This window comes from Massilia orientalis, from assembly GCF_030411975.2.
GTDB lineage: Bacteria > Pseudomonadota > Gammaproteobacteria > Burkholderiales > Burkholderiaceae_D > Telluria > Telluria orientalis.
On sequence record NZ_JASNRB020000019.1, the window covers coordinates 38,673 to 59,543 of the forward strand.

The following is a 20,871-nucleotide window of genomic DNA, read 5'->3' on the forward strand; positions in this document are numbered from 1 at the left end:
GAAGACACCATGACCCAACAAAAACCCAAGCTGTTGATCATCGAAGACGATCCGGGCCTGCAGAAGCAGCTGCGCTGGAGCCTGGACGCGTACGACGTGGTGGTGGCCGGCGACCGCGAGGCGGCGCTGGCACAGATCCGCCGCCACGAGCCGGCTGTCTGCACGATGGACCTCGGCCTGCCGCCCGATCCGGACGGCTCCACCGAAGGCCTGGCCACCTTGCAGCAGATCCTGGCGCTGGCGCCGGACACGCGCGTGATCGTCCTGACCGGCAACCAGGACCATGCCAATGCCGTCAAGGCGATCGGCATGGGCGCCTACGATTTCCACCAGAAGCCGGTCGATCCGGAAGTGCTGAACCTCGTGATCCAGCGCGCCTTCTTCCTGCATAACCTGCAGCAGGAGAACCGCCGCATGCAGCAGTCGCAGGCCGATTCGCCCATGGCTGGCGTGATTTCGCGCGACCCGGGCATGCTGAAGGTCTGCCGCACCATCGAGAAGGTGGCGCCGACGTCCGCGTCCGTCATGCTGTTGGGCGAATCCGGTACCGGTAAAGAAGTGCTGGCGCGTGCCATCCACGCGCTGTCGCCACGCGCGAAGGAGCGCTTCATGGCGATCAACTGCGCGGCGATTCCGGAAAACCTGCTCGAGAGCGAGTTGTTCGGCTACGAGAAGGGCGCCTTCACGGGCGCCGCCAAGCAGACCAAGGGCAAGGTGGAGCTGGCCCACGGCGGCACGTTCTTCCTCGACGAAGTCGGCGACCTGCCGATGGCGCTGCAGGCCAAGCTGCTGCGCTTCCTGCAGGAGCGCGTGATCGAGCGCATCGGCGGCCACGAAGAGATTCCCGTCGACGTGCGCATCGTCTGCGCGACGCACCAGAAGCTGAAGGACTTGTGCGCGCAGGGCCGCTTCCGCGAAGACCTGTATTACCGCCTGTCCGAAATCGTCGTGACGATCCCGCCGCTGCGCCAGCGCGAGGGCGATGCGGCGCTGCTGGCCCATCACTTCAAGAACAAGTTCTGCGCGCAGGAATCGCGCGCGTCGCTGCACTTCGCGCCGGACGCGCTGGCCGCGATCGAAACCTACCAGTGGCCCGGCAACGTGCGCGAGATGGAAAACTGCATCAAGCGCGCCGTCATCATGGCCGACGCGAGCACCATCGTCGCCGACGATCTCGGCCTGCCCGACACGGGTGTCGAGGAAGAGCCGCTGAACCTGCGCCAGGTGCGCGACGAAGCCGAGTACAAGGCCATCGCCCGCGCGCTCGCGCGCACGGACGGGAACATCGTCAAGGCGTCCGAGATGCTGGGCGTCAGCCGGCCCACCTTGTATGACCTGATGGGACGCCACGGCATCAAGGCCAGCGCGTGACGCCGGCAAAGCTGGCGCGCCGCGGCCTGCTGGCGGCGGGCGTACTTGCCGTCGTGGCGGGCGGCGTGCTGCTGGCCGCCATCGACCACGTCGGGCGCGCGCCGCGCACGCTCGCGCCGTACATCGAAAAACGCAGCAGCGGCCACAATCCGCTCATCGAGAACACGGGCCGCCGCGTCGCCGCCATCCTGACGTCGCTCGACCGCGGCAGCGCCGGCACGCCGCCCGCGCGGCTGGCGCTCGCGGCCGGCGCCCAGCCGCGGCCCGTCGGGCAGGATGGCGCCGGCATCCAGGTCGCCACGCCCGAGGCCTTGCGCGCGGCGCTCCTGCAGGCATCGCCGGGCGACGTCATCACGCTGGCGCCGGGCACCTACCGGTTCCAGGGCAAGAGCATCGACGTACCGCGCCCCGGCCGGGCCGACGCGCCCATCGTCGTGCGCGCGGCGCAGCCGGGCACCGTGCACATCGAACTCGAAACGCTCGAGGGCTTCGTCGTCGGCGCGCCGTACTGGCGCTTCGAAAACCTGAACATCGACGGCGTGTGCCGGGCCGACGACGACTGCGAACACGCCTTCCACGTCATCGGCAACGGCCACCACTTCGCGAGCGTCAACAACACGATCCGCGACTTCAACGCGCACATCAAGATCAACGGCGCCGGCGGCCGCTTTCCGGACGACGGCCTGATCGAACACACGACCCTCACCGCCACGCGCGCCCGCGCGACCGCCAATCCGGTCACGCCCGTCGACCTCGTGGCGGCCAGCGGCTGGACGCTGCGCGCGAACCTGATCACCGACTTCGCCAAGCGCGACGGCAACCAGGTCAGCTACGGCGCGTTCGCCAAAGGCGGCGGCAGGAACAACGTCTTCGAGCGTAACGTCGTGTGGTGCGAACAGATGCTGCGCGGCCTGCCGGGACAGCGCGTGGGCCTGTCGCTGGGCGGCGGCGGCACGGGGCACGAATTCTGCCGCGACGGCCGCTGCATCACGGAACAGGAGGGCAGCACCCTGCGCGCCAACCTGATCGTCGGCTGTTCCGATGCGGGCATCTACCTGAACAAAGCGGCGGGGAGCAAGGTCTTCGACAACACGCTCGTCGACACGTCCGGCATCGACGTGCGCTATCCGGCCAGCAGTGCGCAGGTGGACGGGAACCTCGTCGACGGCCCGATCCGCGCGCGCGACGGCGGCATCGTGCACCTGGGCGACAATCGCGCGACGCCGCTGTGGCGCGCCTACCTGGGCAGCCATCCAGTGCGTGGCCTGTTCCGCGCGCCGGACGCCGGCGATTTCATGTGGCGCGACGACGCGCCGCTGCGCGCCGAGGCGGATGAGGGAGAACGGCCGGCGGACGCGCTCGACCTGTGCGGCACGCGCCGCGCTTCTCCCGTCGTGTATGGCGCCTTCGCCCGCTTTACGGGGTGCCTGGCAACGCCGTGACCCACTCGCGGGTCCACTCGGCGACCTGGTCGCGCCACGCGCGGCGCGAGAACGTGTGGTCGGCCTCATCGAGGTGGCGCCACGTCACGCGCGGCGTGGCCAGGAGGCGTTTCCAGGCCGGCGTCGAGCCGGTCACGTCGCAGAATTCGCGGCCCGTCAGGTCGGCGCCGCCGATCACGAGCAGGGTCTCGCCCTGGAACCCGTGCAGGCCCTGGCGCATGCGCTCGGGCAGCGGCGCCGTCGCACCCTGGTCGGGCGGGCGTCCCGCGAGCGCGGTGCGCACGAGTTTCAGCATCGACGACAGCGAGCCCGCGTAATCGAATTGTCCGCGCGCCAGCTTGCGCCAGAATTCCGGGCTGCGCAGGCGGTCGCGGTAATGGTGTTTCAACGTCGTGCGGGCGACGCCGTCGTCCGTGCGCACCCAAGGGTTCAGCAGCACGAGGCCGCGCACGCGCGCATCGCCCGGCGCATACATCGCGGCCGCCGACGCGCCGTCGCACAAGCCCCACAGCACGACGTCGGTGAGGCTCGGTACGGCTTCGACGAAGGCGTCGAGTGCGGCGCGGATGTCGTCCTGGATCGTTTCGAAATCGCGTTCTTCTCCATCGCTGTCGCCCATGCCGCGGTAATCGAAGCGCATCGCGGCGATGCCGTGGGCGGCGAGATGGCGCGCCAGCAGGGCGAACTGGCGGTGGCTGCCGATGCGGTATTGCGGACCGCCGACGACGATCAACACGCCGCGCTTACATGCCTCCGCGGGGACGGACGCGATCCCGACCAGCGCCGCGTCGCCGCAGCGGAACGACAGGGCGCGTTCGTCATACGACATGGGCGCGCTCCAGGGTGGCGTCGACGGTCGCGTCGAGCAGGGCCGGACAGGTCGAGATGCCGGTCGTGGCCCAGAACGGCGCGCCTGTCACCGTGTGCACGTGCAGTTGCGTGCCGCGCGCTTTCCAGGCCGCCTTGACGCGGGCCGCGGCCGGTCCCGGCGCCTGCCCCGGCGCGCCGAGCACCTCGAACCAGTGCGCGGGCACGGGCGGGATCATCGCATCGGGCGCGGGCAGGGCGTCGATGGCGAGCGCCAGTGCGGGCGTGAGATCGTAGCCCGCGATTTCCAGCGTTTCCCCGGCCTGCAGCGCGGCACGCAGCGCCTTCGTGCCGCTCTGCGCGGCCGCATCTTCTCCCAGCATCGCGTTCGCGGTGCGCAGGCGCAGGAACTGGGTCAGGTACGTGGATCCCGCGGCCACCGGCTGCCACAGCAGCATGGGTGCAAGCGGGACGTCCGATGTGCGCGCATGGTCGAGCGCAAAGTCGAGCGCAAGCAAGGCGCCGAGGCGCAGGCCCCACAGCGTGAGCGGGGCGTCGACGCGCGCGCGCAGCCAGGAGGCGCCCGTGTCCAGGTCCTGCTTCCACAGGTCCCAGCGGGCGTCCGCGAAGTCGCCGGCGCTGTCGCCGGTGCCGAGCAAATCGATCTGCAGCACGCCAACCCCGTGCGCGGCCAGGCGGCGCGCGCCGAGGGCGGCCATGCGGCGGGTGCGGTTGAGTTCTTCGGCGAACGGCGGCACGTACAGGACGGCGCCGCGGCAGGGGCCCGCGGGCCGGTGGAACAGGCAGAAGCGCCGGTCCGCGCCGCTGCCGAGGAAGAACGGTTCCGTGTCCACCTCGGCCCGATCCGGTGTCATTCGGCGCGTTTCGCGGCCACGAAGTCGGCCAGGCTGCCCAGGGTTTCGAAGGTGCTGGCGCTCAGGTCGTCGTCGTCGATGGCGATGCCGAAGCGTTCTTCGAGGGCGCCGATCAGGCTGACGACGGCCATCGAGTCGAGTTCGGGCAGGCTGCCCAGCAGGGGGGAGTCGGCGTTCAGGCGCTGGCCGGCATCGCCCAGGCTCAGCACGTCGATCAGGGTCGCTTTGACTTCGTCGAGATACGTCATGATGGTCATTCGGTTCAGTAAGCGCCACGCCACGAGAGGGCGAGCAGTCGATTATACATTCGGGCGCAACAGGGCCAGCCGGGCTTTCAACGGTGCGGCCAGGCGATGCACTTCGCCCACCAGTTCGTGGCGCGTGGCGCGCAGCAGGAGATACCAGGCCAGGGCCAGCGGCAGCAGCATCACGAGCAGCCGCGCCATGGCCGGGATGGACGCCGGCAGCAGCGCCGCCAGCAGCCAGGCGACCGCGCCGGTGCCCAACGCCACGACGGCGCTGGGCAGCAGGGCGCGGAACATCATCGCGGTCGTGAGGCCGAAATACCGGCTCTGCTGGATCGCGGTGACGGGGGCGCTGGCGACCGTTGCGAAGAACAGCGCCCAGGCGAATCCGTTCAGGCTGCCGTCGAACAGCAGCACGCCGAACAGGATGCGGGTCGCCAGGGTAACGACGACCGGGAAGGCGCTCAGGTAGGGACGGCCGATCGCCGTCACCGCCATCGGGATGTAGTTGAAGGCGAGCGTCACGACGGCGGCCAGCACGAGCGGCAGGATCGCCGGCACGCACTCGATCCATTTGGCGCCGTACAGCGCGACGACGACGTCCTGGCCCAGCACGGCCGTCAGCGCCAGCGCGGTCCAGCCGACGCCCGTCAGCAGCAAGGTGGAACGGGCGAGGATCGGCGCCAGCGATTCGCCCTTGTGATACGTCTGGGCCAGATACGGGACCGCGCCGTAGTTCATCGTCGAACCGGCCACGTAGCTGAAGATCGACACGGTGGAATTCGCCCGGCTCAACAGGCCCACGTGGCGCGCCGAGCCCAGTTTGCCGAGCAGGATATCGGGAATCGAGTTGTTCAGCGTCGTCGCGCAGTTCGTCACGAGCGAGCCGACGCCGAAGTGCGCCACGCTCTTCCAGTGGCGGAAGCCCGGCAGCCACGGCATGCCTTTCGGGCGCAGGGGCACGTAGGCGATGCCGCAGGCGACGATGTTGATCAGGTTACCCCAGGCCATCGACATGGCGCCGTGGCCCATCTCGCCGAGGATCAGCGTGCTGGCGCAGAAGCACACGGTGCCGACGACGTGGACGACGGCCTGTTTCTCGGCCTCGTAGTGACGGGCGAGCAGGGCGCCCGTGACGGTGCCGAACGGGATGAACACGAAGCCGATGGCCAGCACGCGCATCACCGGCACGATGCCCGGTTCCTTGAACCACATGCCGAGCCAGCCGCTGGCCGCGAACAGGGCGGCCGCGATGACCCACGAGGTCGTGAACACGACGCCGGTCGCCGAGCGGATCTTGTCGTTGTCGAGATCCGGTTCGCGCTGCAGGTAATAGCTGACGCCGAAGTCGCGGAACACCTGGGCGAAATTCACGAACACGACCGTCATCGAATAGATGCCGATCTCGCTCGGGCTCAGGATCCGGGCCAGCAGGATGCTGACGATGAACTGCAGGACCTTGGTGCCCGACGTCGCGAAGAAATTAATGACCAGCGAACGACGCAAATCTGCCATGACAACGCAACCGGGGAGAGAAAAACGCGCCGGGTATCAGGCCGGCGCGTTGGAGATCAGGTGGATGGCCTGGCGCGACGTCGTCTTGTACTTGTTATTGATGAAGCGCATCGGCCCGATGAAGTGGAAGAACGCCGTCTCCGCCGTGGCGCAGTCGGGCGTGCCGTATTTCGGGAACGGCAGCGATTTCGCGGCGAACGCGTTCGCCACCAGGTAGTTCGAGGTCACCTGTTCGGTACCCCAGCGTTTCCAGTCCTCGCCCAGCTTGCCCGTCATGCGGCGCGAGAAGTCGAGCAGGTTGTCGCGCATCGTCGTCGACGGCGGGAACCCCGTGAAGCCGGAGCAGCCGCGCACGTAGCGGGCATCGCCCGGCAGCCCGACGTTGGCCATCTCGGCTTCCGACAGGGTCTGGATGTGTGCGCCCGGCTTCACCTTCGGCAGCGCGTGGGCGCGGACCGCGTCCAGCGGGCGGATCGGCGTGTCCGGGATTTCGCCCAGCACGAAGCCGGCGCCGGTCTGGATGGCCTGCAGCACTTCCGGGATCGGCTGCATGGTCAGCGTATCGGCATCGAGCTGGATGACGTAGCTGTCCAGCGCATAGCCGGAAATCGCGAACAGGCGCTCCCAGGTGCCGCCGCGCGGGATGTCCGGATGGGTGAATTCGCCCGCCTCGCGCAGGATCAAGTGCGGCAGGTGGTGCTTCAGCACGGCGCGGTCGTTCTCGTCGATCGACGGATCGCACACGACCACGATGCGCGACGGATTCAGGAAATGGGTAAACGACTTGACCGCGACCAGGTAGGAATGGACGTCGCGCTGGTGCACCATCGACAGCAGCGTGAAGGGCAGGTCGCCGCGCTTGACGGGGCGGGTGTCCAGGATCTGGCGTGCGACTTTCTGGTACTGCCATCGGAAATAGTCTCGCCTGACGCGCTGGACCACCCTCTCGACTAAAGACATTCCTCGGGACTCCCTTTTCTGCTGATCAAATTCAAAGCGGTTGCGTTTGCTGGGCAATCATAGGAACCGCGCAATGTGTGCAGCGAACTCCTTGCTTTGACGCACAACATTATATGCGGTATCGACGTGCGCACGCGCGTAGTTACCATGCATTTTTGTCATTTCCGGATCGTCGACATAGCGCAGCACGGCCTGCGTGAAACCCGCGAAATCGTCCAGGCCGATCACGGCGCCGGTCTTGCCGTCGAGGATCGTTTCCTTCGGGCCCAGTGCGGCGCTGGCGACGACGGGGATGCCGCATGCCATGGCCTCGGCGATCGCATTGCCGAAGCTTTCGCGCTCGGCCGCGTGCACGAGCAGGTCGGCGGCGCGGTAGTACGGCACGAGGTCGTTCTGGCGCCCGGCGAACACGCAGACGTCGGCGAGGCCGAGTTCTTGCGCCTGCTGTTTCCACTGCGCGGCCGGCGGGCCGTCGCCCACGTAGATGAAGCCGATGCGCTTGGCCGGGCGCGCGTCGATGACGTCGCGCACCACTTGCAACAGCCGGTCCACGCGCTTTTCCGGGCGCGCCTGCGAGACGGCCAGGATCCAGAAGCGGTCGGGGTCCAGGCCCAGCTGCGCGCGCGCTTCGTTGCGGTCGCCGGGGTGGAACTTGACCGAATCGACCGAATTGCGCATCAGGACCACTTTGTCGCGCGGAAGCTTCTGGTAATTCAGCAGGAAGTTTTCCTGGGCGACGGAATTGGCGAGGTGCAGGTCGTGCTGCTGCATGCGCAGTACGCGCCGCAGCAGGAATTTCGCCACTTTCTTGATGGCACCGTCCCGCTGGCGCGGGTCGAAACTGTCGTTTTCCGTATTGATCGTGCGCACGCCCAGGCGGCGCAGCAGGTCCAGGCACACGGTGTTCGACAGCGCGCTCATGAAGACCATGACTTTCACGTCATGGGTGCGCACGAATTGTTCGATCGCGGCCCGTCCGGCCGGCGACGTGTCGTAGCAATCCAGTTCGACGGGTTGCAAATTCTTCGGCTGGTAGCTGGGATTGCCGGTCAGCTTGGGAAACGCCATGTACACGTTCGCCCGCTCGCGCAGGTCGGCACTCGCGCGGTCGCGCACGGCGGCGGTGAAATTCCATACATACCCCGTATCGTCGGGATAACGCATGGTGAATACGACTCCTGGCTTGTCCGCTGCGGCCACCCTGTTCTCCGGCAATTTTGTTCAGCCGGCTTTAGTTTCACTTTGACAACAACCGGCGCGAAATTATAGCCTATTGATAAGCTATCTAAAATGCAACACTTGTAACGTGCGCGCCTCGCCGTGCTTCTTTGGCCCCAAGAAGTTCCTCAGCGGCAATTCAAAGAACCGGTAGCTCATGTGCGCCAGCAACAAAATGGCGGCTTCGAACAGCACCAGCGCGGCCACGAAGAACAGGATCGGGTGGTTGTGGAAGAACGGCAGTGCCCGGGCGGCCGCACCCAGGGCTTTTGCAAACACGTGCAGCAGCAGGCTGTGCCACAGATAGATCGAATACGAGATGTCGCCGATCCAGACCAGGACCGGATGATGCAGCCAGTGGCCGCCGCCGGTTCCCATGCTGGCCGCATACACGAGCGCGCAAAAGCCCACGAAGGCGAGCATGTCGGCATACGGCGACGGTACGAACAGCAGGACCAGGAAGACCGCGGCCAGCGCGCCGTTGGCGGCAGCGTCGGCGAACGATGCCATGCGCCGGTGCTGGACGATCGCATACAGGCACGCGCCGGCGCAAAATCCGATCAGGCAGCGGAAGAATGCGAAACCGACCGTCAGATTTGCGCTGCCGAAATGCATGGCCAGGAACGCGAACAGCCCGAGGATGACGGGCAGGGCGAGCACCGCCGCGGTGTTCGAGAAATAACGGCGGGCCAGCGGAATCGCAAACGGGAACACGATATACGTCCACCACTCGACGCTGATCGACCACGAAGGCTGATTCCACGTCGTGTGGTTGAAGAATCCCATCGCGTGCAGGAGCAGCAGGTGGGCGGTAATCGACCAGTCAGGATTTTCCTGGGCCTGCTTGATTCCGATGGCGGCCAGGCCGACATACACGAGCAGCAACAGCAGGTGCAGCGGATAGACGCGCGCGAACCGCGCGCGCAGGAACCGCATGTAGCTGCCGGTCCCGACGGCATCCGCGAAATGCCTGCCGTACGCATGGCTCATCACGAAACCGCTCAGGACGAAAAAGAAATCCACGAAGAGGTAGGTGTGCAGGGCAAAATCGCGGAACAGGGATCCCTGCTGTAAATCGGGGAACACGTCGCCCCAGATGACGATCAGGTGCGCCAGCACCGTGCACAGGGCAGCGATACCCCGGAGGGACGTCAGCGCATCGAATTTGAAATCGGATACCGGATTTTCGTGTTTGGCAGGCACCATGGTTTCCGATTCTTTCATTGATTGTCTGCGCAGCGGGCACGACCGCAAGTGTAGCAGCGTGAACCGCCTGATCTGCCATATTCTTACGCAGGTGTTGTAATGAAATCATCTTGTTCAGCCAGATCCCGATTGCCGCACGGTTGATACTTAACAATAAGCTGTTGTGCTAGGATTGCAACATTTTTAGCGGCATCAACAAGAACGCCCGACGGCCATATTTATCGTGGCAACGTCGGGGGCATGGGACGCAAGAACGCAAGTAATGTTAACAAAAGCTCAGCATGTGCCGGCACAACTGGCACCCGGACAGCGTCCAGTCCTGCTCGTGATCGTCGACACCGAGGGCGAATTCGCCTGGGACCAGCCGTTCAATCGCAGCGCGATCGGGACGACGTCGATCGCCAGCCAGCCGCTGATGCATGCGCGCGTGTTCGACGAGTTCGGCATCCTGCCCACTTACATGGTCGACTGGCCGGTCGCCACGACGCCCGGCGCGGTCGCGACGCTGCGCCGCCTGCTCGATGCGAAGCGCTGCGAGATCGGCGCCCACCTGCACCCGTGGGTCTCGCCCCCGTACGAAGAAGCGCTGTCGGATTTCAATTCGTATGGCGGCAACCTGCCGCGCCAGCTCGAATACGACAAGCTGCGCCTCCTGACCGAAACCATCGCCGACGCGTTCGGCCGCCAGCCGCTCGCATTCAAGGCTGGCCGCTACGGCCTCGGTCCGCACACGGCCGAGTCGATCGCCTCGCTCGGCTACGAGATCGATGCGAGCGTCGTCCCCTACAGCGCGTTCACGGAAGACGGCGGGCCGGATTTCCGCACGTTCGACGAGCACCCGTTCTGGTTCCAGGCGGGGCGGCGCGAACTGCTCGAATTGCCCGTCACGACCGGCTACTGCGGCTGGCTGCGCCACGTCGGGCCGCGCCTGTACGACCTCGCCCAGCGCCGCTGGGCACGGCGCCTGCGCCTGGGCGGCGTGCTGGCGCGCTCGCGCGCGCTGGAGCGCGTGCGCCTGAGCCCCGAAGTGGCGTCCGGCGCCGAGATGCGCCGCTTGAGCGAGGCGTTGCTGGCCGGCGGCTGCCAGGTCTTTTCGCTGACGTACCACAGCCCGTCGATGATGCCGGGCCACACGCCGTACGTGCGCTGCGAGGCCGACCTCGAGCGCCTGATCACGACGGTGCACGATTACTGCGCGTGGTTCCGCGACCGCGTCGGCGGCGAGTTCATGAGCCTGTCGCAGCTGCGGCAGGCGCTGGCGGCGCAGCGCTGACGTCACCCGCGCGGCGTGCCGCCAGCGCATGCAGGCGGCCCAGCCATGGCCAGCGGTAGCCGTTCAAGTGGTACATCGTGCGGATCTCGTCGGTCCAGCGGGTGTGCCATTCCATCACCCGTCCATAGAATTCGATGCGCTCGAACCGGCCTTCGCCGAACAGGCCGCGCGTCGCTTCCTCGCGCATCAGCAGGGCCGGCGACAGCTGCGGACCGAGCGCTTCGTCATAGGCCGTCTTGAGGATCACGATGCAGCCGCCGCCTTCGACGCACAGGTCCATTGCGGCCAGGCGCGGGCCGTTCGCGTCGTCGAACCAGTAGCGGTAGATGCTGGCCGCACCGCGCCGCGCGAACGCTTCCAGCATCGCGCGGTAGAAGCGGCCCTGGTCGTTGTCGGCGGCGACGGCGGTGCCTTCGGACGCCTTCCAGCCGCTCGTCTCCAGCCGGCCGTAGTCGGCGACGGCAGCGGCCATCAACGCGGGATCGCGCACGATTTCCAGGCGCGGCGCGATGCCGTCCTGGCGCAGGCGGTTCCGCTGCTTTTTCAGGTTGTTGCGCAGGTTCTTGCCGCGCGCGTTCCAGTAGTCGTCGAAGGATCCCTGCAACGTGATGCGCGCCGTGTCGATGTAGTCGAAGCTGTGCGGCCCGGCCGGGCGTGCCGTCAGCATCGGGTCGCACTGCGTGAGGCCCAGCATCAGCGCGGGACCGGGCAGCGCGCGCAGCAGATCCGCGAGCAGGCCGTCGGCGGGACGGGTATCGCGCTGCAGCCACAGGCCGACGGGCGCCTGCGCGGGCTGGAACGTGTTCCACACGCCGGGGCGGCCCGGGGCCACGATCGTCATCGCGTCCGTATCATCGCCCCGGCCGTGCCAGGCGAGCAGCTCGCGGCCCGTGCCGAACACGTCGAGCAGCGGCCGCACGAAATCGGCAGCGAGCAGCGGCGATGCGGCGCCGGCCGCGTGCAGGCGCTGCCAGCGGCCTGCGTGCTGCGCGAAGTCGCGCGCACGGACGACAGTCCAGTTCATGCCGGCACCGCCGCGCACGTTTCCAGGGCCTGGCGCACCTGCGCGTGCAGCCATGCGCGTTCGCCGTCGTCGAGCGCCTGGTGGCACGGGAAGGCGATCAGGCGCCGGCCCAGGTCCGCGCTGTTGGCGCACACGCTCGCATCGACGCCCGCCCACAGGGTCGCGCCGAAGCGCGTCATCGGCACGCCGGCGCGCAGCAAGGCGTCGAACACGGCCTGCGGCCGGTCGACGAGCAGCGGGAACATCCATGGACAGGCACCGTCGGGCAGGGTCGAATAAAGCGGGCGGCAGCCGGGCACGCCGTCCAGCGCGCGCTGCAGGTCGAGGTAGTTGCGCCGCCGCCGCGCGACGATGCGCGCGGGCGACACCGCGCGCAGCACCGTGCGCGAAAACCAGGACGAACGCTTGTCGGCCCAGCGCGGATCGAACTCGAAGCTGCTGTCCGACGATGACGGCGCCAGCGCGGGCGCCGTCGTGCCGCCGCTCTTGTTGCCGCTCTTGCCGCCGCTCTTGCCGCCGCGTGATTTCAATGCGCCCCACAGCGCGCTTTTCGCGCGCAGCGGCAGCGCGAGCAGCATCCGCAGCACGGGCAGGCGGCCGTAGGCGAACGCCGCTTCGAGCGCGTTCAGCGCGGCCTTCATTTCGAAGCCGGCGCCGGCGCCGTGCAGGGCCACGTCCAGCCGGTGCCGGCGCGAGACCAGGCAGCCGCCTTCGTAGATCGGGAAGAATTTCATCGTGCTGCCGATCGCGTAGTCGCCCACGCTCCCCACCGCGACACCGTCGCGCGCACCGAAGAAGCAATGGGCGCAATCCTCGACGAGGCCGATGCCGTGCCGGTCGCACAGCGCGCGCAGCAGCGTGAGGTCGTGCGGGATGCCGAAGAAGTGCGTGGCGAGGATCGCCTTGACCCGCCCCCTGGCGACGTGCGCTTCGATGTCGGCCAGGTCGGGCGCCGTGTCCGGCCGCACGCGGTAGAACGCGACCTCTGCGCCGCACCAGTGCGCGGGCGGGACCATCGACGGGCTGTGATAGGCGGGCACCAGCACGACGTCGCCGTCACCCACGCCGAGCGCGCGCAAGGCGAGACCGATGGCGACGCGGCCGCTCGTGACGAGGCGCGCGTCGGCCCCGTCCAGCAGCGACGGCAGCGCGGCACGGCGCCCGCCCGAGAATGCGGCAAGCGACAGCACGGGAACGGGTGGAATGGCGCGGCGGACGGGAGCTGTTGACGTCATGCATTTAATATAACATGCGTCCCCGCTTCCGTGCCCCCGGCACGGCCCTGGAATCTCAGGCGCAGGCCTCGACGTCGACCGCGGTGCCGGCCTCCTGGTGCTTCAGGCGCCACATGGCGTAGTTGTCGTAGACGGCCTGCTCGACCATGCGCGGCACGGCCTTCAGCAGGCTTCCCTTGAGCAGGACGTTGCGCGACGATTCGGCGCGCATCGGCATGGCGGCGGCGGCGGACAGGCCATCCGTCGCGAACCGGTCGGTGTTCTCGCTCAGGAATTCGCAAAGCCGGGCCAGGCGGCGCTGGTTGACGCAGTGCCGGCGCGTCCTGGACATCTGCTGGTCCGAGGTGTGCACGTACTCGAACGGATGGGTGAGGATCACGACCTGCTCGACGCCTTCGCGGTACGCCTGCTCCAGCAGCATGCGCGTCTCGGCAAAATTGCTGCCCGTGATGGTCAGGCTTTTGAGGTGGGTCTTTCCGGGCACCTTCCAGTCGCGGAAGGTCAGGATCGGGCATTCGATCACGCCATGGCGTTCGTGGCGGCCGCTGTACAGACGATAGTTCTCGTCGCCGCTGTCGAACACGGCCACGCCGACATGGGAACTGTAAGGAATCCCCGCGCGGGCCTGGGCGCGATACAGCGCGTCGTCATGGTGCAGGCTCCCGCTGCGGAACACCGTCGGCGCCGGCAATCCCCACGTGTGGAACGTCTCGAGCCCGTACTCCATCAGTTTGAGCGACGCGTCTTCGGCGCGGCCATAAAAGGCGTCGATGCCGGGCTTCGTGCGCACGCGCGCGCGTTCGCGCCAGTCCTCGTGCTGGAAGATGGTCCAGCATGGGTGCAGGTGCAACTGCACGTCGTGCCCTGCCGTATGCAGTCTTTCGGCGATGTCGCGCATGGGGTCGCGATGGAAGTAATGCCGGTTCAGGACCTCGACGAAAAAGGTTGCCGTGATCCCGTACTGCGCGAAGCAGTCGAGCATATAGCCCAGGCCCTGCGATTTGCAACCGCTCACGCACCAGACCCGCTGCTCGCCGACCGGGCACACCGTTTGATCGCGAAACGCGCCCGCGATGCTGAACTCGGTGTCAACGGTAATGGACACTTGGGTACGCATATTGACACCAGGGAAATTTGCTTAAATTCAGCATATATACACTGGCGTAAATACACAAGTTACGGTTATGAAATGAAGAGATTGCGGTATGAAAACAACAAATTTGCTGAAATGTATTTAAAAGCGAAATATCGACACATGCGGGGTGCATGCAGATGCATGCCCGATACAGGTCGATGAAGTGGGTGAAAGAAGGCCGACCTGTCAGATGTCGAGGCGTCGCTCGTGGTCGTTGGTCGCCAGCGGTGCGGCCATGGGATAGTCCGGGACGATGGGGACGTCCTTGCCGTGTGCCGACTGTGCCTTATCCCTTTTGAATAACGTTTTCAGGATCCTGGACAAGACAAACTTCAGGGGTTCGCATTTCAGGGACAACCATGTCGCCGCAACGAATGGAGCGATATAGATGGCCAGAACGTAGAACGTGCCTTGGGGGACCTGGGCGACGGCCAGGATGGCCTTGCAGAAGTACATCAAAGGATAATGGAAGAGGTACAGGCCGAAGCTCGTTTCTGCCATCGTACGAACGAGGCGTACCGTTGGTTCGGAAGGGCTCCTGAAAACCCGTTGCATGCGGGCGAAGCCGTAGATGTTCAGTGCAATGAGGAAGCCCACGACATAGCTCTGCGGCCAGAAATTGATTCCCCATGACTTCAGATTGACCAGCGGGTAAGCGATCGGGAGAGCGGTAAAGATCTTCGATCCACCCATCATGACATAAAGGGTGAGGCATACGATGGAGACAAGCAGAGCACCAAGGCCCAGCCGTGTCCTGTCCGCTGAAACGTGTTTGCGCAGTAAATGGAACAGACCTACGCCGAGGAGCCATACCGGGAAGGCGATGATGATGCCGGGCCCGGCAATACACATCACGAGACCTGCCATGGCAACGCGCTGCCATCCACGAAAATAGATCAACGTCGCAAAAATTGCGTAGTACCAGAATTCATACGACAAAGACCAAAACGGCCCGTTCGTTCCCAGCCAGATATCCAGGAACCATATCTCGTTGAGGAACAGCGCCGTGATGCCGGAAGCCGCAATCCATTTGTAGGCCGGATACGGCTGCATCGGCGCATACGCCGACAACGCAAGCCATTGACCCACCGTATCGAGGACGAGCGTCAGGAGAATTGCCGGCAGAGCGACCGACCACAGGCGGGCGAAGCGTGCAATGAAATAATCGACGATGTCCCGGCGCTTGCCCGTCGACGAAAACGCGATCACGAAACCGGACAGTACGAAAAACACGGCAACGCCCAGGCCGCCATAGGTGCCGAAGAGCGGGAGCCTGTAGTGCGAAAAGTGGCCAGCGTGGAAGAGATAGACCATCAACGCGGCGAAATACCTGAGCAGGTCCAGATACACCGACAGATTCGGCTGCAACACGTTCGATGAGTGAGAAAAAGTTGCTTTGTTTTCCATTATTCTGCCGTAGCGGGGTCAATGTGACCGGCACCGCCGGCTGGTCAAGACCGCTTACGATAACCGGTTTTGCCAGAGGAATGTCATTGTTTGTTAAATTTGCAACATAAACGTTCTTGTTGTGTCAATTTGCGACATCATGCCTTCCTGATGCCTTTATGGGTTTTTTCCGTATCGTTCGAGATAATCGGACTCCATTCTCTCGCATGTTCGCAATGCGTTGTCGCCAGGCCTGAATGATGGCTTGAGTTGCTCCACCCAGCAGTGTTCGATGGCCTGTCGGTCTGCTTGCATGGCCTCTTCCGGTCGTGAAGCGCTCGTCGTAAGCCACGCGGCGGCGATGAGCATGCAAAACGATGCCGCGCCGCCAAGCCAGCACGCTGGTTTGATCACCGCGGGTTTTAGCGCCGGAAATACATCCGTGCTCATGAGACGTGGGCGCGCTGTCGGGCGAATCGCGCCACGGCAACCGACGCTTGCTCGAGCATCACCGCGGCCAGCACGCACACCACCGGCATGATGGGCTCGCGATAGCGGAAAATCACATAGAACAGCATGTGCACGGCGCTATACAACGCTACCGCAGTCCACAGGACTGCCAGCGAAGGCCGACTACGTACATATGGCAAGGTTGCTACCGCTGCACAAACAAGGACGGCGTATTCGATCAGCCAAACCAAACGAACTAATTTCTCTGCTCCCACAGGGGCATCGCGTCCGTTATGAATAGGTGGCATCCAGAAGAGTCCGAGCTTTTTAACCGAGAGCGCGAAAAACTCGCCTGGGTGGGACTTGATCCACGCCAGGGCTTCATGTTTGAGTGTTTCCGAGGCCTGGACCTCGCCTACTTCCTCCCGCAAAGCATGCCAGGTCGGTCCGCGGGGGGTTTTGGCGATGGAAACGAACATGCCGTCAGCGGCTGGGTTATTCCCAAGATATAAATTGAATCCGCCGTTCGTATTCAACACTGGGGCACCCAGCAACGTGGCGTTTCTTACCAGCCAGGGTGACGCGACCAAAATAGCGACCACGAGCATGACTGGAACGCTCAGGATGCGGATACGGAGCGCGGACTTCGACACCAAGAGCGCGACGCCGACTGCTCCCGCCAGTGACAGCGCTGCATTGCCGGTCAGTGCCAGCAATCCGAACAGACCGCCGCACAGTACGGCAATACGAAGTTGAAACGTCCGCATCATCCGTAATGCGCACCACAAGATCCCCAGCATTAACGGGATCATGAAATTTTCTTTTGCAAGATAAACACCATACACACCGCACGGCAGGTAAAGTGCCCACATAGCGCCGCTGAGCAGGCGCGCGTTGCGATTTGCTCCCGCTTCGCGAGCGACCATGTATACCAAGGCAATGGAAACCGCACCGCAAATCAGGTTAGCAAGACGCAATCCCAAAAGGCTGTGGTCGGACAACCAAAGTGCTGGCGCAAGAACGAAGAAGGAATAGCCCATGTTGAAGAATGCGTAACCACCCGCGTTCATCGTTTTTCCCGCAACAAGATCTTCGGCCATTTTCAAATATGCCAGCTCATCGCTCTCCGGCGCGTGCGGATACACCAGGATGGCCGCGAGCCTCAGCAAGATACCGGCGACGATAATGGCGGACAACCAGCGCCATTCCTGGGAACTGGAATGTTTTTGGTTTGGAGTTGAAGCTTCACGGTTCAATGTTTTCATTGGAAAATGAATTTAAGACGTTGTGTAATTGGCGTGGCGCATATCGCGCCAGCTGATGAAGATTAACATGACTGATATCAGCAGGATCACGATGGTCGAAAAAAGATAGCGAGAATAAATAATCTGGTACACCAGATCCGGGATATGGGAACTGAGTGGAAATACTCGATAAGCCGGGACGAGCAGGATCAGGTATGTCACGCCGATAAGGATAAGCGTCAGCCTTGACTGAATTTCGCGCCCCATCAGCCATGCGGAACAAGCCAGCGGGAGCACGTATACATAGGTATGCCCCCACCCTAACGGCGCAACGACGGCAAGTATCGAAAAAATCATGGCGAGGAGCGGAATTGTGAAGCCTTTGATGAGTCTGGTTGCGATCGATATGCCTGTCGCAACTGCAACGGCGCCAGCAGTAATCAGTAATCGAATCGAAGCTGGTACCGCGAAGACCTGAAATGAACTAATACTTGTGCTAAGAGGCAAGTTGAGTCGGGCATAGAATGCTGCCAGGGACTGGTTGTATATGTTGACGATCGTATTCCCCGAAAATTTCGGTAGCAGATCGAGGAAATAGACCCGGTAAAGCCAAAAAGGCAGGGCTGGTGCCAGGGCAAGCGGCACAATGATCAGGCCGAAAGCAAATCCGGCCAGAATGCGGAGGGCATCCCGGCGAGAAAGTGCATAGGCAAGCAAAACGATCGGGTAGATTTTGATCCAGAACCCGGCAGCGAGAACCAGTCCACCCAATACAGGGCATCCGCGCATGATTAAAACAATGTGCGCGACGCATAGAAGCAGGACCAGTATATCCACCTGCCCGGAAGCAACCGCGGCAAAGAATGGACCGGAAACACCCGACAGCAACACCAGGTTAATTTTTCCTGATTTCGAGACGGTGACGGCTTTATCGTTCGCCTCGCTGAGATTGATCCAGACTGCCATGGTTGCAAATCCGGATAGATACAGGAGTATCACGAAAACTCTGTAACTCCAGTCCAGGGGCAACAGGGAAAACGGTACGAACAATATCACCGCAGGCGGCGGATACAGGAAGCCTTGAAGCGTCCTTACAGAATTGGACTGGTAAAGCTCATTGACGTTGCTGCCGAATCGAAGCGCCGCGTTGTAAAAAATGCGGTAATCGGACCCAATGCGACCGGAAATGCTGTGTAATTCAAGGGCCAGCAAAAGAAGGCCAAGCGCGAAGCAGATGTATGTCCAGAAATAACGTGTATTGAAGCTCATGTTGGGGGCCATGATTCAATGTCTCAATTCCTGATTTGGGCGCAAGAGAATTTGAGGCGGTAACTCAGCTTCGGCTCACCACAAAAACGCCAGTACAGATCAGCAGCGCGCCGAATACGCGCGGGACGCTGACTTGTTCTCCAAGAAAGACGCCGATGATCAGCGAGAGCGCGAACCCAAGTCCAACGAGGGGATACGCTTTGCTGACTTCCCAGCTGGAGAGAACCGCCAGCCATACGACCGCACCGACGCCATACAAAAGGAACCCCAACAGGACGAATTTATTGGTCGAGATGGCAATGGCGGACTGGGCATAGTCGTCAGTCGATAAGGCTGCACGAACAGCTGCGCTCGACATCCCCGCCTTCAGCGAAAACTGCGCCATTACCGACAAGGCGATGCTGCCAATGGCGATCAGAAGGATATTCATGACAATTCCGACATCGTTCTATTAATCCGGCAAAATCTCGACAAAATGTCCGAACACCATTGCGCCGACGCAGATCGCGATGGTCAGACAACTGCCGCGGTTCTTGAGCGCGTAGACGATGGGATCGTCATGCATTTCGCCGCGCGCCGTCTTTATCCACAGGCGTGTCAGCCAGTAAATCAGACCCAGCGCGACAACCCACAACACTTCCGGCGTGGCGTAGCGTTCCCGCGTTACCGACGCCGAAACGAACAGGCAGAAAATGACGACGGACGACATTGCTGCGGCAACGCCCAGCGGCCACAGTACGACGAGATCGGTGGTCCGGTAATCGCGCCCCTTGGCAGCTTCGATGTCCGCTGAGAGAAGCGAAACGAGTTCCGAACAGCGCTTGACCAACGCCAGGCTGAAGAATATGAATACGGAAAAGGCGAGCAGCCATGGGCTCATCGGGGCCCCGATGGCCAACGCACCGGCAACGATGCGTACGGTATATAAAACGGCCAATGTCAGGACATCGAGCAAAACGTACTCTTTCAGGCGCCATGTATAGGCCGTCGTAATGACCACATACGTCAGCAGGACGAGCGAAAAACTTGGCGATACGAATGCCGAGAGCAAGAATGCGCCGCTCATCAGCGCAATGGCGGCTCCGATGCCGTCGACGATTTTGATCGCGCAGGAGGCAAACGGGCGTGCGCGCTTGCGGACGTGAGCGCGGTCGCTGCCCAGGTCAGAAAGATCGTTGACGATATAGGTCGCGGATGCAGCGAACGAAAACGACAGAAAAGCCAACAGAACCGTCAGCACGGCCGCGGTGCTGGAGAACGAAAATGCGGTCAGCAGCGGCACGAAGATGAGCAGATTTTTCAGCCATTGATGCACGCGCAAAGCCTTGGCCCACGTTTTCAGTAGCGATTTCGCCGTGCGGAATTCCCGTTCCGTCGGAACGGATTGTCTGACTGCGCGCGACACGCTGTCGCCGACGTCGACCAGTATGGCGGCATGGGCGCTACGCCAGATCGGCAAATCGACCTTGCTATCGCCGGCGTACACAAAAGCGTGACCCACCTGTTCGCGTATCGCCGCCAGTTTACGCTCGCCCTTGAGATTGCAATTGGCGTCCGAAGCGATCACCAGATCGAACAGCCCGATATGGGTAGCGACCGCGTGGGCAATCGATTGATGGGCTGCCGTGGCCAGCACAAGCCGGCGCCCATCAGCCTTTTGCTCGGTAAGAAAGCGCAAAAGGTCTTCACGATATGGCAGACTTCGCGCAGAAAAAGTGGTCGCACCAGCGACTTTTGCCTTGAAATAGGCTATTCCTCGCAACAACCAGAAGGGCAGCAGGAAGAGGTTCAACGGAGCCTGTTTGATCAGCTGAAGGACACTCTCGACAAGTGTGTCCGTCGGCGTCAACGTGCCGTCCAGATCGACCACCAACGGTGCAGCCTGTGCAATCATTGCATTGGTGTCGGGTGTAGCGAGCTCGGAGTTTCTTTGCATTTTCATATGCAGTTCGTCTTGAGTTATCGACGTCAAAGTTTTTCGAAATTTTCCACACAACCGATTGCGTGATGATGACTTGCTGATTCAGCGATATTCAGTTCGTGTTTGGAATCGCAGGGTCTTGGGCCCTGCTTGTCTACTGCACTGCGGACGAAGACAGCAGACATCGCCGATTTTTTACGGTACGTCGATCAATCCGGTCAGCCCGTGCAGGCAAAGTGATCGGATTCCCGGTACCAACCAGGCGCAGAACACCTCGCCGGAACGTAGCAGGCGT

The 20,871-nt window shown here is 63.3% G+C and carries 18 protein-coding genes; 3 read left to right on the forward strand and 15 right to left on the reverse strand.

Features of this window, described 5'->3' with window-relative positions:
- Positions 1-9: 9 nt before the first annotated feature.
- Together prsR and QPK29_RS25550 are read left to right on the forward strand one after the other, a co-directional pair.
- A complete protein-coding gene (gene prsR, locus QPK29_RS25545; protein WP_371770447.1) occupies positions 10-1,371 on the forward strand; it encodes a PEP-CTERM-box response regulator transcription factor in 1,362 nt (453 codons plus the stop codon).
- The gene (locus QPK29_RS25550; RefSeq protein WP_229412295.1) at positions 1,368-2,813 is read left to right on the forward strand and encodes a right-handed parallel beta-helix repeat-containing protein; all 1,446 of its coding nucleotides are present in this window, start codon (positions 1,368-1,370) and stop codon (positions 2,811-2,813) included. Before prsR ends, QPK29_RS25550 begins: the two co-directional genes overlap by 4 nt.
- On the opposite strand, the gene QPK29_RS25555 is transcribed toward QPK29_RS25550, so the two are convergent.
- The 7 genes from QPK29_RS25555 to QPK29_RS25585 form a co-directional block, all read right to left on the reverse strand.
- Positions 2,788-3,642 (reverse strand): hydrolase 1, exosortase A system-associated, encoded by an 855-nt coding sequence (locus tag QPK29_RS25555; RefSeq protein ID WP_371770446.1) that lies wholly within the window; start codon positions 3,640-3,642, stop codon positions 2,788-2,790. The genes QPK29_RS25550 and QPK29_RS25555 overlap by 26 nt on opposite strands.
- Entirely contained in the window at positions 3,632-4,495 is an 864-nt protein-coding gene (locus QPK29_RS25560) for a hydrolase 2, exosortase A system-associated (RefSeq protein WP_371770445.1), read from the reverse strand. The genes QPK29_RS25555 and QPK29_RS25560 overlap by 11 nt, the downstream gene beginning before the upstream one ends.
- Positions 4,492-4,743 carry an acyl carrier protein gene (locus tag QPK29_RS25565; RefSeq protein WP_036231460.1) on the reverse strand — a complete coding sequence of 84 codons (252 nt, stop codon included), beginning with the start codon at positions 4,741-4,743 and terminating at the stop codon, positions 4,492-4,494. Before QPK29_RS25565 ends, QPK29_RS25560 begins: the two co-directional genes overlap by 4 nt.
- 51 nt (positions 4,744-4,794) lie before the next feature.
- A complete protein-coding gene (locus QPK29_RS25570; RefSeq protein ID WP_082577619.1) occupies positions 4,795-6,255 on the reverse strand; it encodes an oligosaccharide flippase family protein in 1,461 nt (486 codons plus the stop codon).
- A gap of 36 nt (positions 6,256-6,291) precedes the next feature.
- Positions 6,292-7,215 (reverse strand): hypothetical protein, encoded by a 924-nt coding sequence (locus tag QPK29_RS25575; RefSeq protein WP_156403979.1) that lies wholly within the window; start codon positions 7,213-7,215, stop codon positions 6,292-6,294.
- A gap of 57 nt (positions 7,216-7,272) precedes the next feature.
- Complete coding sequence (locus tag QPK29_RS25580) at positions 7,273-8,379, reverse strand: glycosyltransferase family 4 protein (RefSeq protein ID WP_371770444.1); 1,107 nt, start codon at positions 8,377-8,379, stop codon at positions 7,273-7,275.
- A gap of 117 nt (positions 8,380-8,496) precedes the next feature.
- Complete coding sequence (locus tag QPK29_RS25585; RefSeq protein WP_371770443.1) at positions 8,497-9,687, reverse strand: acyltransferase family protein; 1,191 nt, start codon at positions 9,685-9,687, stop codon at positions 8,497-8,499.
- Positions 9,688-9,922: 235 nt separating this feature from the next.
- Here QPK29_RS25585 and QPK29_RS25590 point away from each other — a divergent pair, with 235 nt between their 5' ends.
- The gene (locus tag QPK29_RS25590) at positions 9,923-10,912 is read left to right on the forward strand and encodes a polysaccharide deacetylase family protein (protein ID WP_400189859.1); all 990 of its coding nucleotides are present in this window, start codon (positions 9,923-9,925) and stop codon (positions 10,910-10,912) included.
- Here the strand turns inward: QPK29_RS25590 and QPK29_RS25595 are convergent.
- From QPK29_RS25595 to QPK29_RS25630, 8 genes are all read right to left on the reverse strand, one after another.
- Positions 10,866-11,936, reverse strand: coding sequence for a GNAT family N-acetyltransferase (locus tag QPK29_RS25595; protein ID WP_371770441.1), 1,071 nt, complete (start codon positions 11,934-11,936; stop codon positions 10,866-10,868). The two genes, QPK29_RS25590 and QPK29_RS25595, sit on opposite strands and share 47 nt — an antisense overlap.
- Positions 11,933-13,171: an aminotransferase class I/II-fold pyridoxal phosphate-dependent enzyme gene (locus tag QPK29_RS25600; protein WP_371770440.1), complete on the reverse strand. Its 1,239-nt coding sequence runs from the start codon at positions 13,169-13,171 to the stop codon at positions 11,933-11,935. Before QPK29_RS25600 ends, QPK29_RS25595 begins: the two co-directional genes overlap by 4 nt.
- A 55-nt stretch (positions 13,172-13,226) precedes the next feature.
- Positions 13,227-14,288 (reverse strand): polysaccharide deacetylase family protein, encoded by a 1,062-nt coding sequence (locus QPK29_RS25605; protein WP_400189860.1) that lies wholly within the window; start codon positions 14,286-14,288, stop codon positions 13,227-13,229.
- A 204-nt stretch (positions 14,289-14,492) separates the two neighbouring features.
- Complete coding sequence (locus QPK29_RS25610) at positions 14,493-15,713, reverse strand: acyltransferase family protein (protein ID WP_371770438.1); 1,221 nt, start codon at positions 15,711-15,713, stop codon at positions 14,493-14,495.
- A gap of 425 nt (positions 15,714-16,138) precedes the next feature.
- Positions 16,139-17,407 (reverse strand): ArnT family glycosyltransferase, encoded by a 1,269-nt coding sequence (locus QPK29_RS25615; protein ID WP_082577616.1) that lies wholly within the window; start codon positions 17,405-17,407, stop codon positions 16,139-16,141.
- A gap of 12 nt (positions 17,408-17,419) precedes the next feature.
- Complete coding sequence (locus tag QPK29_RS25620; protein ID WP_400189861.1) at positions 17,420-18,655, reverse strand: glycosyltransferase family 87 protein; 1,236 nt, start codon at positions 18,653-18,655, stop codon at positions 17,420-17,422.
- A 64-nt stretch (positions 18,656-18,719) separates the two neighbouring features.
- Positions 18,720-19,085, reverse strand: a complete 366-nt coding sequence (locus QPK29_RS25625) for a DMT family transporter (RefSeq protein ID WP_056134182.1) — start codon at positions 19,083-19,085, stop codon at positions 18,720-18,722.
- A gap of 21 nt (positions 19,086-19,106) precedes the next feature.
- Entirely contained in the window at positions 19,107-20,591 is a 1,485-nt protein-coding gene (locus tag QPK29_RS25630; protein ID WP_400189862.1) for a UbiA family prenyltransferase, read from the reverse strand.
- Positions 20,592-20,871: the final 280 nt, after the last annotated feature.

Coding starts and splice junctions, on each gene's coding strand:
- QPK29_RS25560 (WP_371770445.1), bottom strand. CDS start 4,495: ATGACACCGGATCGGGCCGAGGTGGACACGGAACCGTTCTTCCTCGGC.
- QPK29_RS25595 (WP_371770441.1), bottom strand. CDS start 11,936: ATGAACTGGACTGTCGTCCGTGCGCGCGACTTCGCGCAGCACGCAGGC.
- QPK29_RS25555 (WP_371770446.1), bottom strand. CDS start 3,642: ATGTCGTATGACGAACGCGCCCTGTCGTTCCGCTGCGGCGACGCGGCG.
- QPK29_RS25630 (WP_400189862.1), bottom strand. CDS start 20,591: ATGCAAAGAAACTCCGAGCTCGCTACACCCGACACCAATGCAATGATT.
- QPK29_RS25620 (WP_400189861.1), bottom strand. CDS start 18,655: ATGAGCTTCAATACACGTTATTTCTGGACATACATCTGCTTCGCGCTT.
- QPK29_RS25605 (WP_400189860.1), bottom strand. CDS start 14,288: ATGCGTACCCAAGTGTCCATTACCGTTGACACCGAGTTCAGCATCGCG.
- QPK29_RS25600 (WP_371770440.1), bottom strand. CDS start 13,171: ATGACGTCAACAGCTCCCGTCCGCCGCGCCATTCCACCCGTTCCCGTG.
- QPK29_RS25580 (WP_371770444.1), bottom strand. CDS start 8,379: ATGCGTTATCCCGACGATACGGGGTATGTATGGAATTTCACCGCCGCC.
- QPK29_RS25615 (WP_082577616.1), bottom strand. CDS start 17,407: ATGAAAACATTGAACCGTGAAGCTTCAACTCCAAACCAAAAACATTCC.
- prsR (WP_371770447.1), top strand. CDS start 10: ATGACCCAACAAAAACCCAAGCTGTTGATCATCGAAGACGATCCGGGC.
- QPK29_RS25570 (WP_082577619.1), bottom strand. CDS start 6,255: ATGGCAGATTTGCGTCGTTCGCTGGTCATTAATTTCTTCGCGACGTCG.
- QPK29_RS25575 (WP_156403979.1), bottom strand. CDS start 7,215: ATGTCTTTAGTCGAGAGGGTGGTCCAGCGCGTCAGGCGAGACTATTTC.
- QPK29_RS25565 (WP_036231460.1), bottom strand. CDS start 4,743: ATGACGTATCTCGACGAAGTCAAAGCGACCCTGATCGACGTGCTGAGC.
- QPK29_RS25625 (WP_056134182.1), bottom strand. CDS start 19,085: ATGAATATCCTTCTGATCGCCATTGGCAGCATCGCCTTGTCGGTAATG.
- QPK29_RS25610 (WP_371770438.1), bottom strand. CDS start 15,713: ATGGAAAACAAAGCAACTTTTTCTCACTCATCGAACGTGTTGCAGCCG.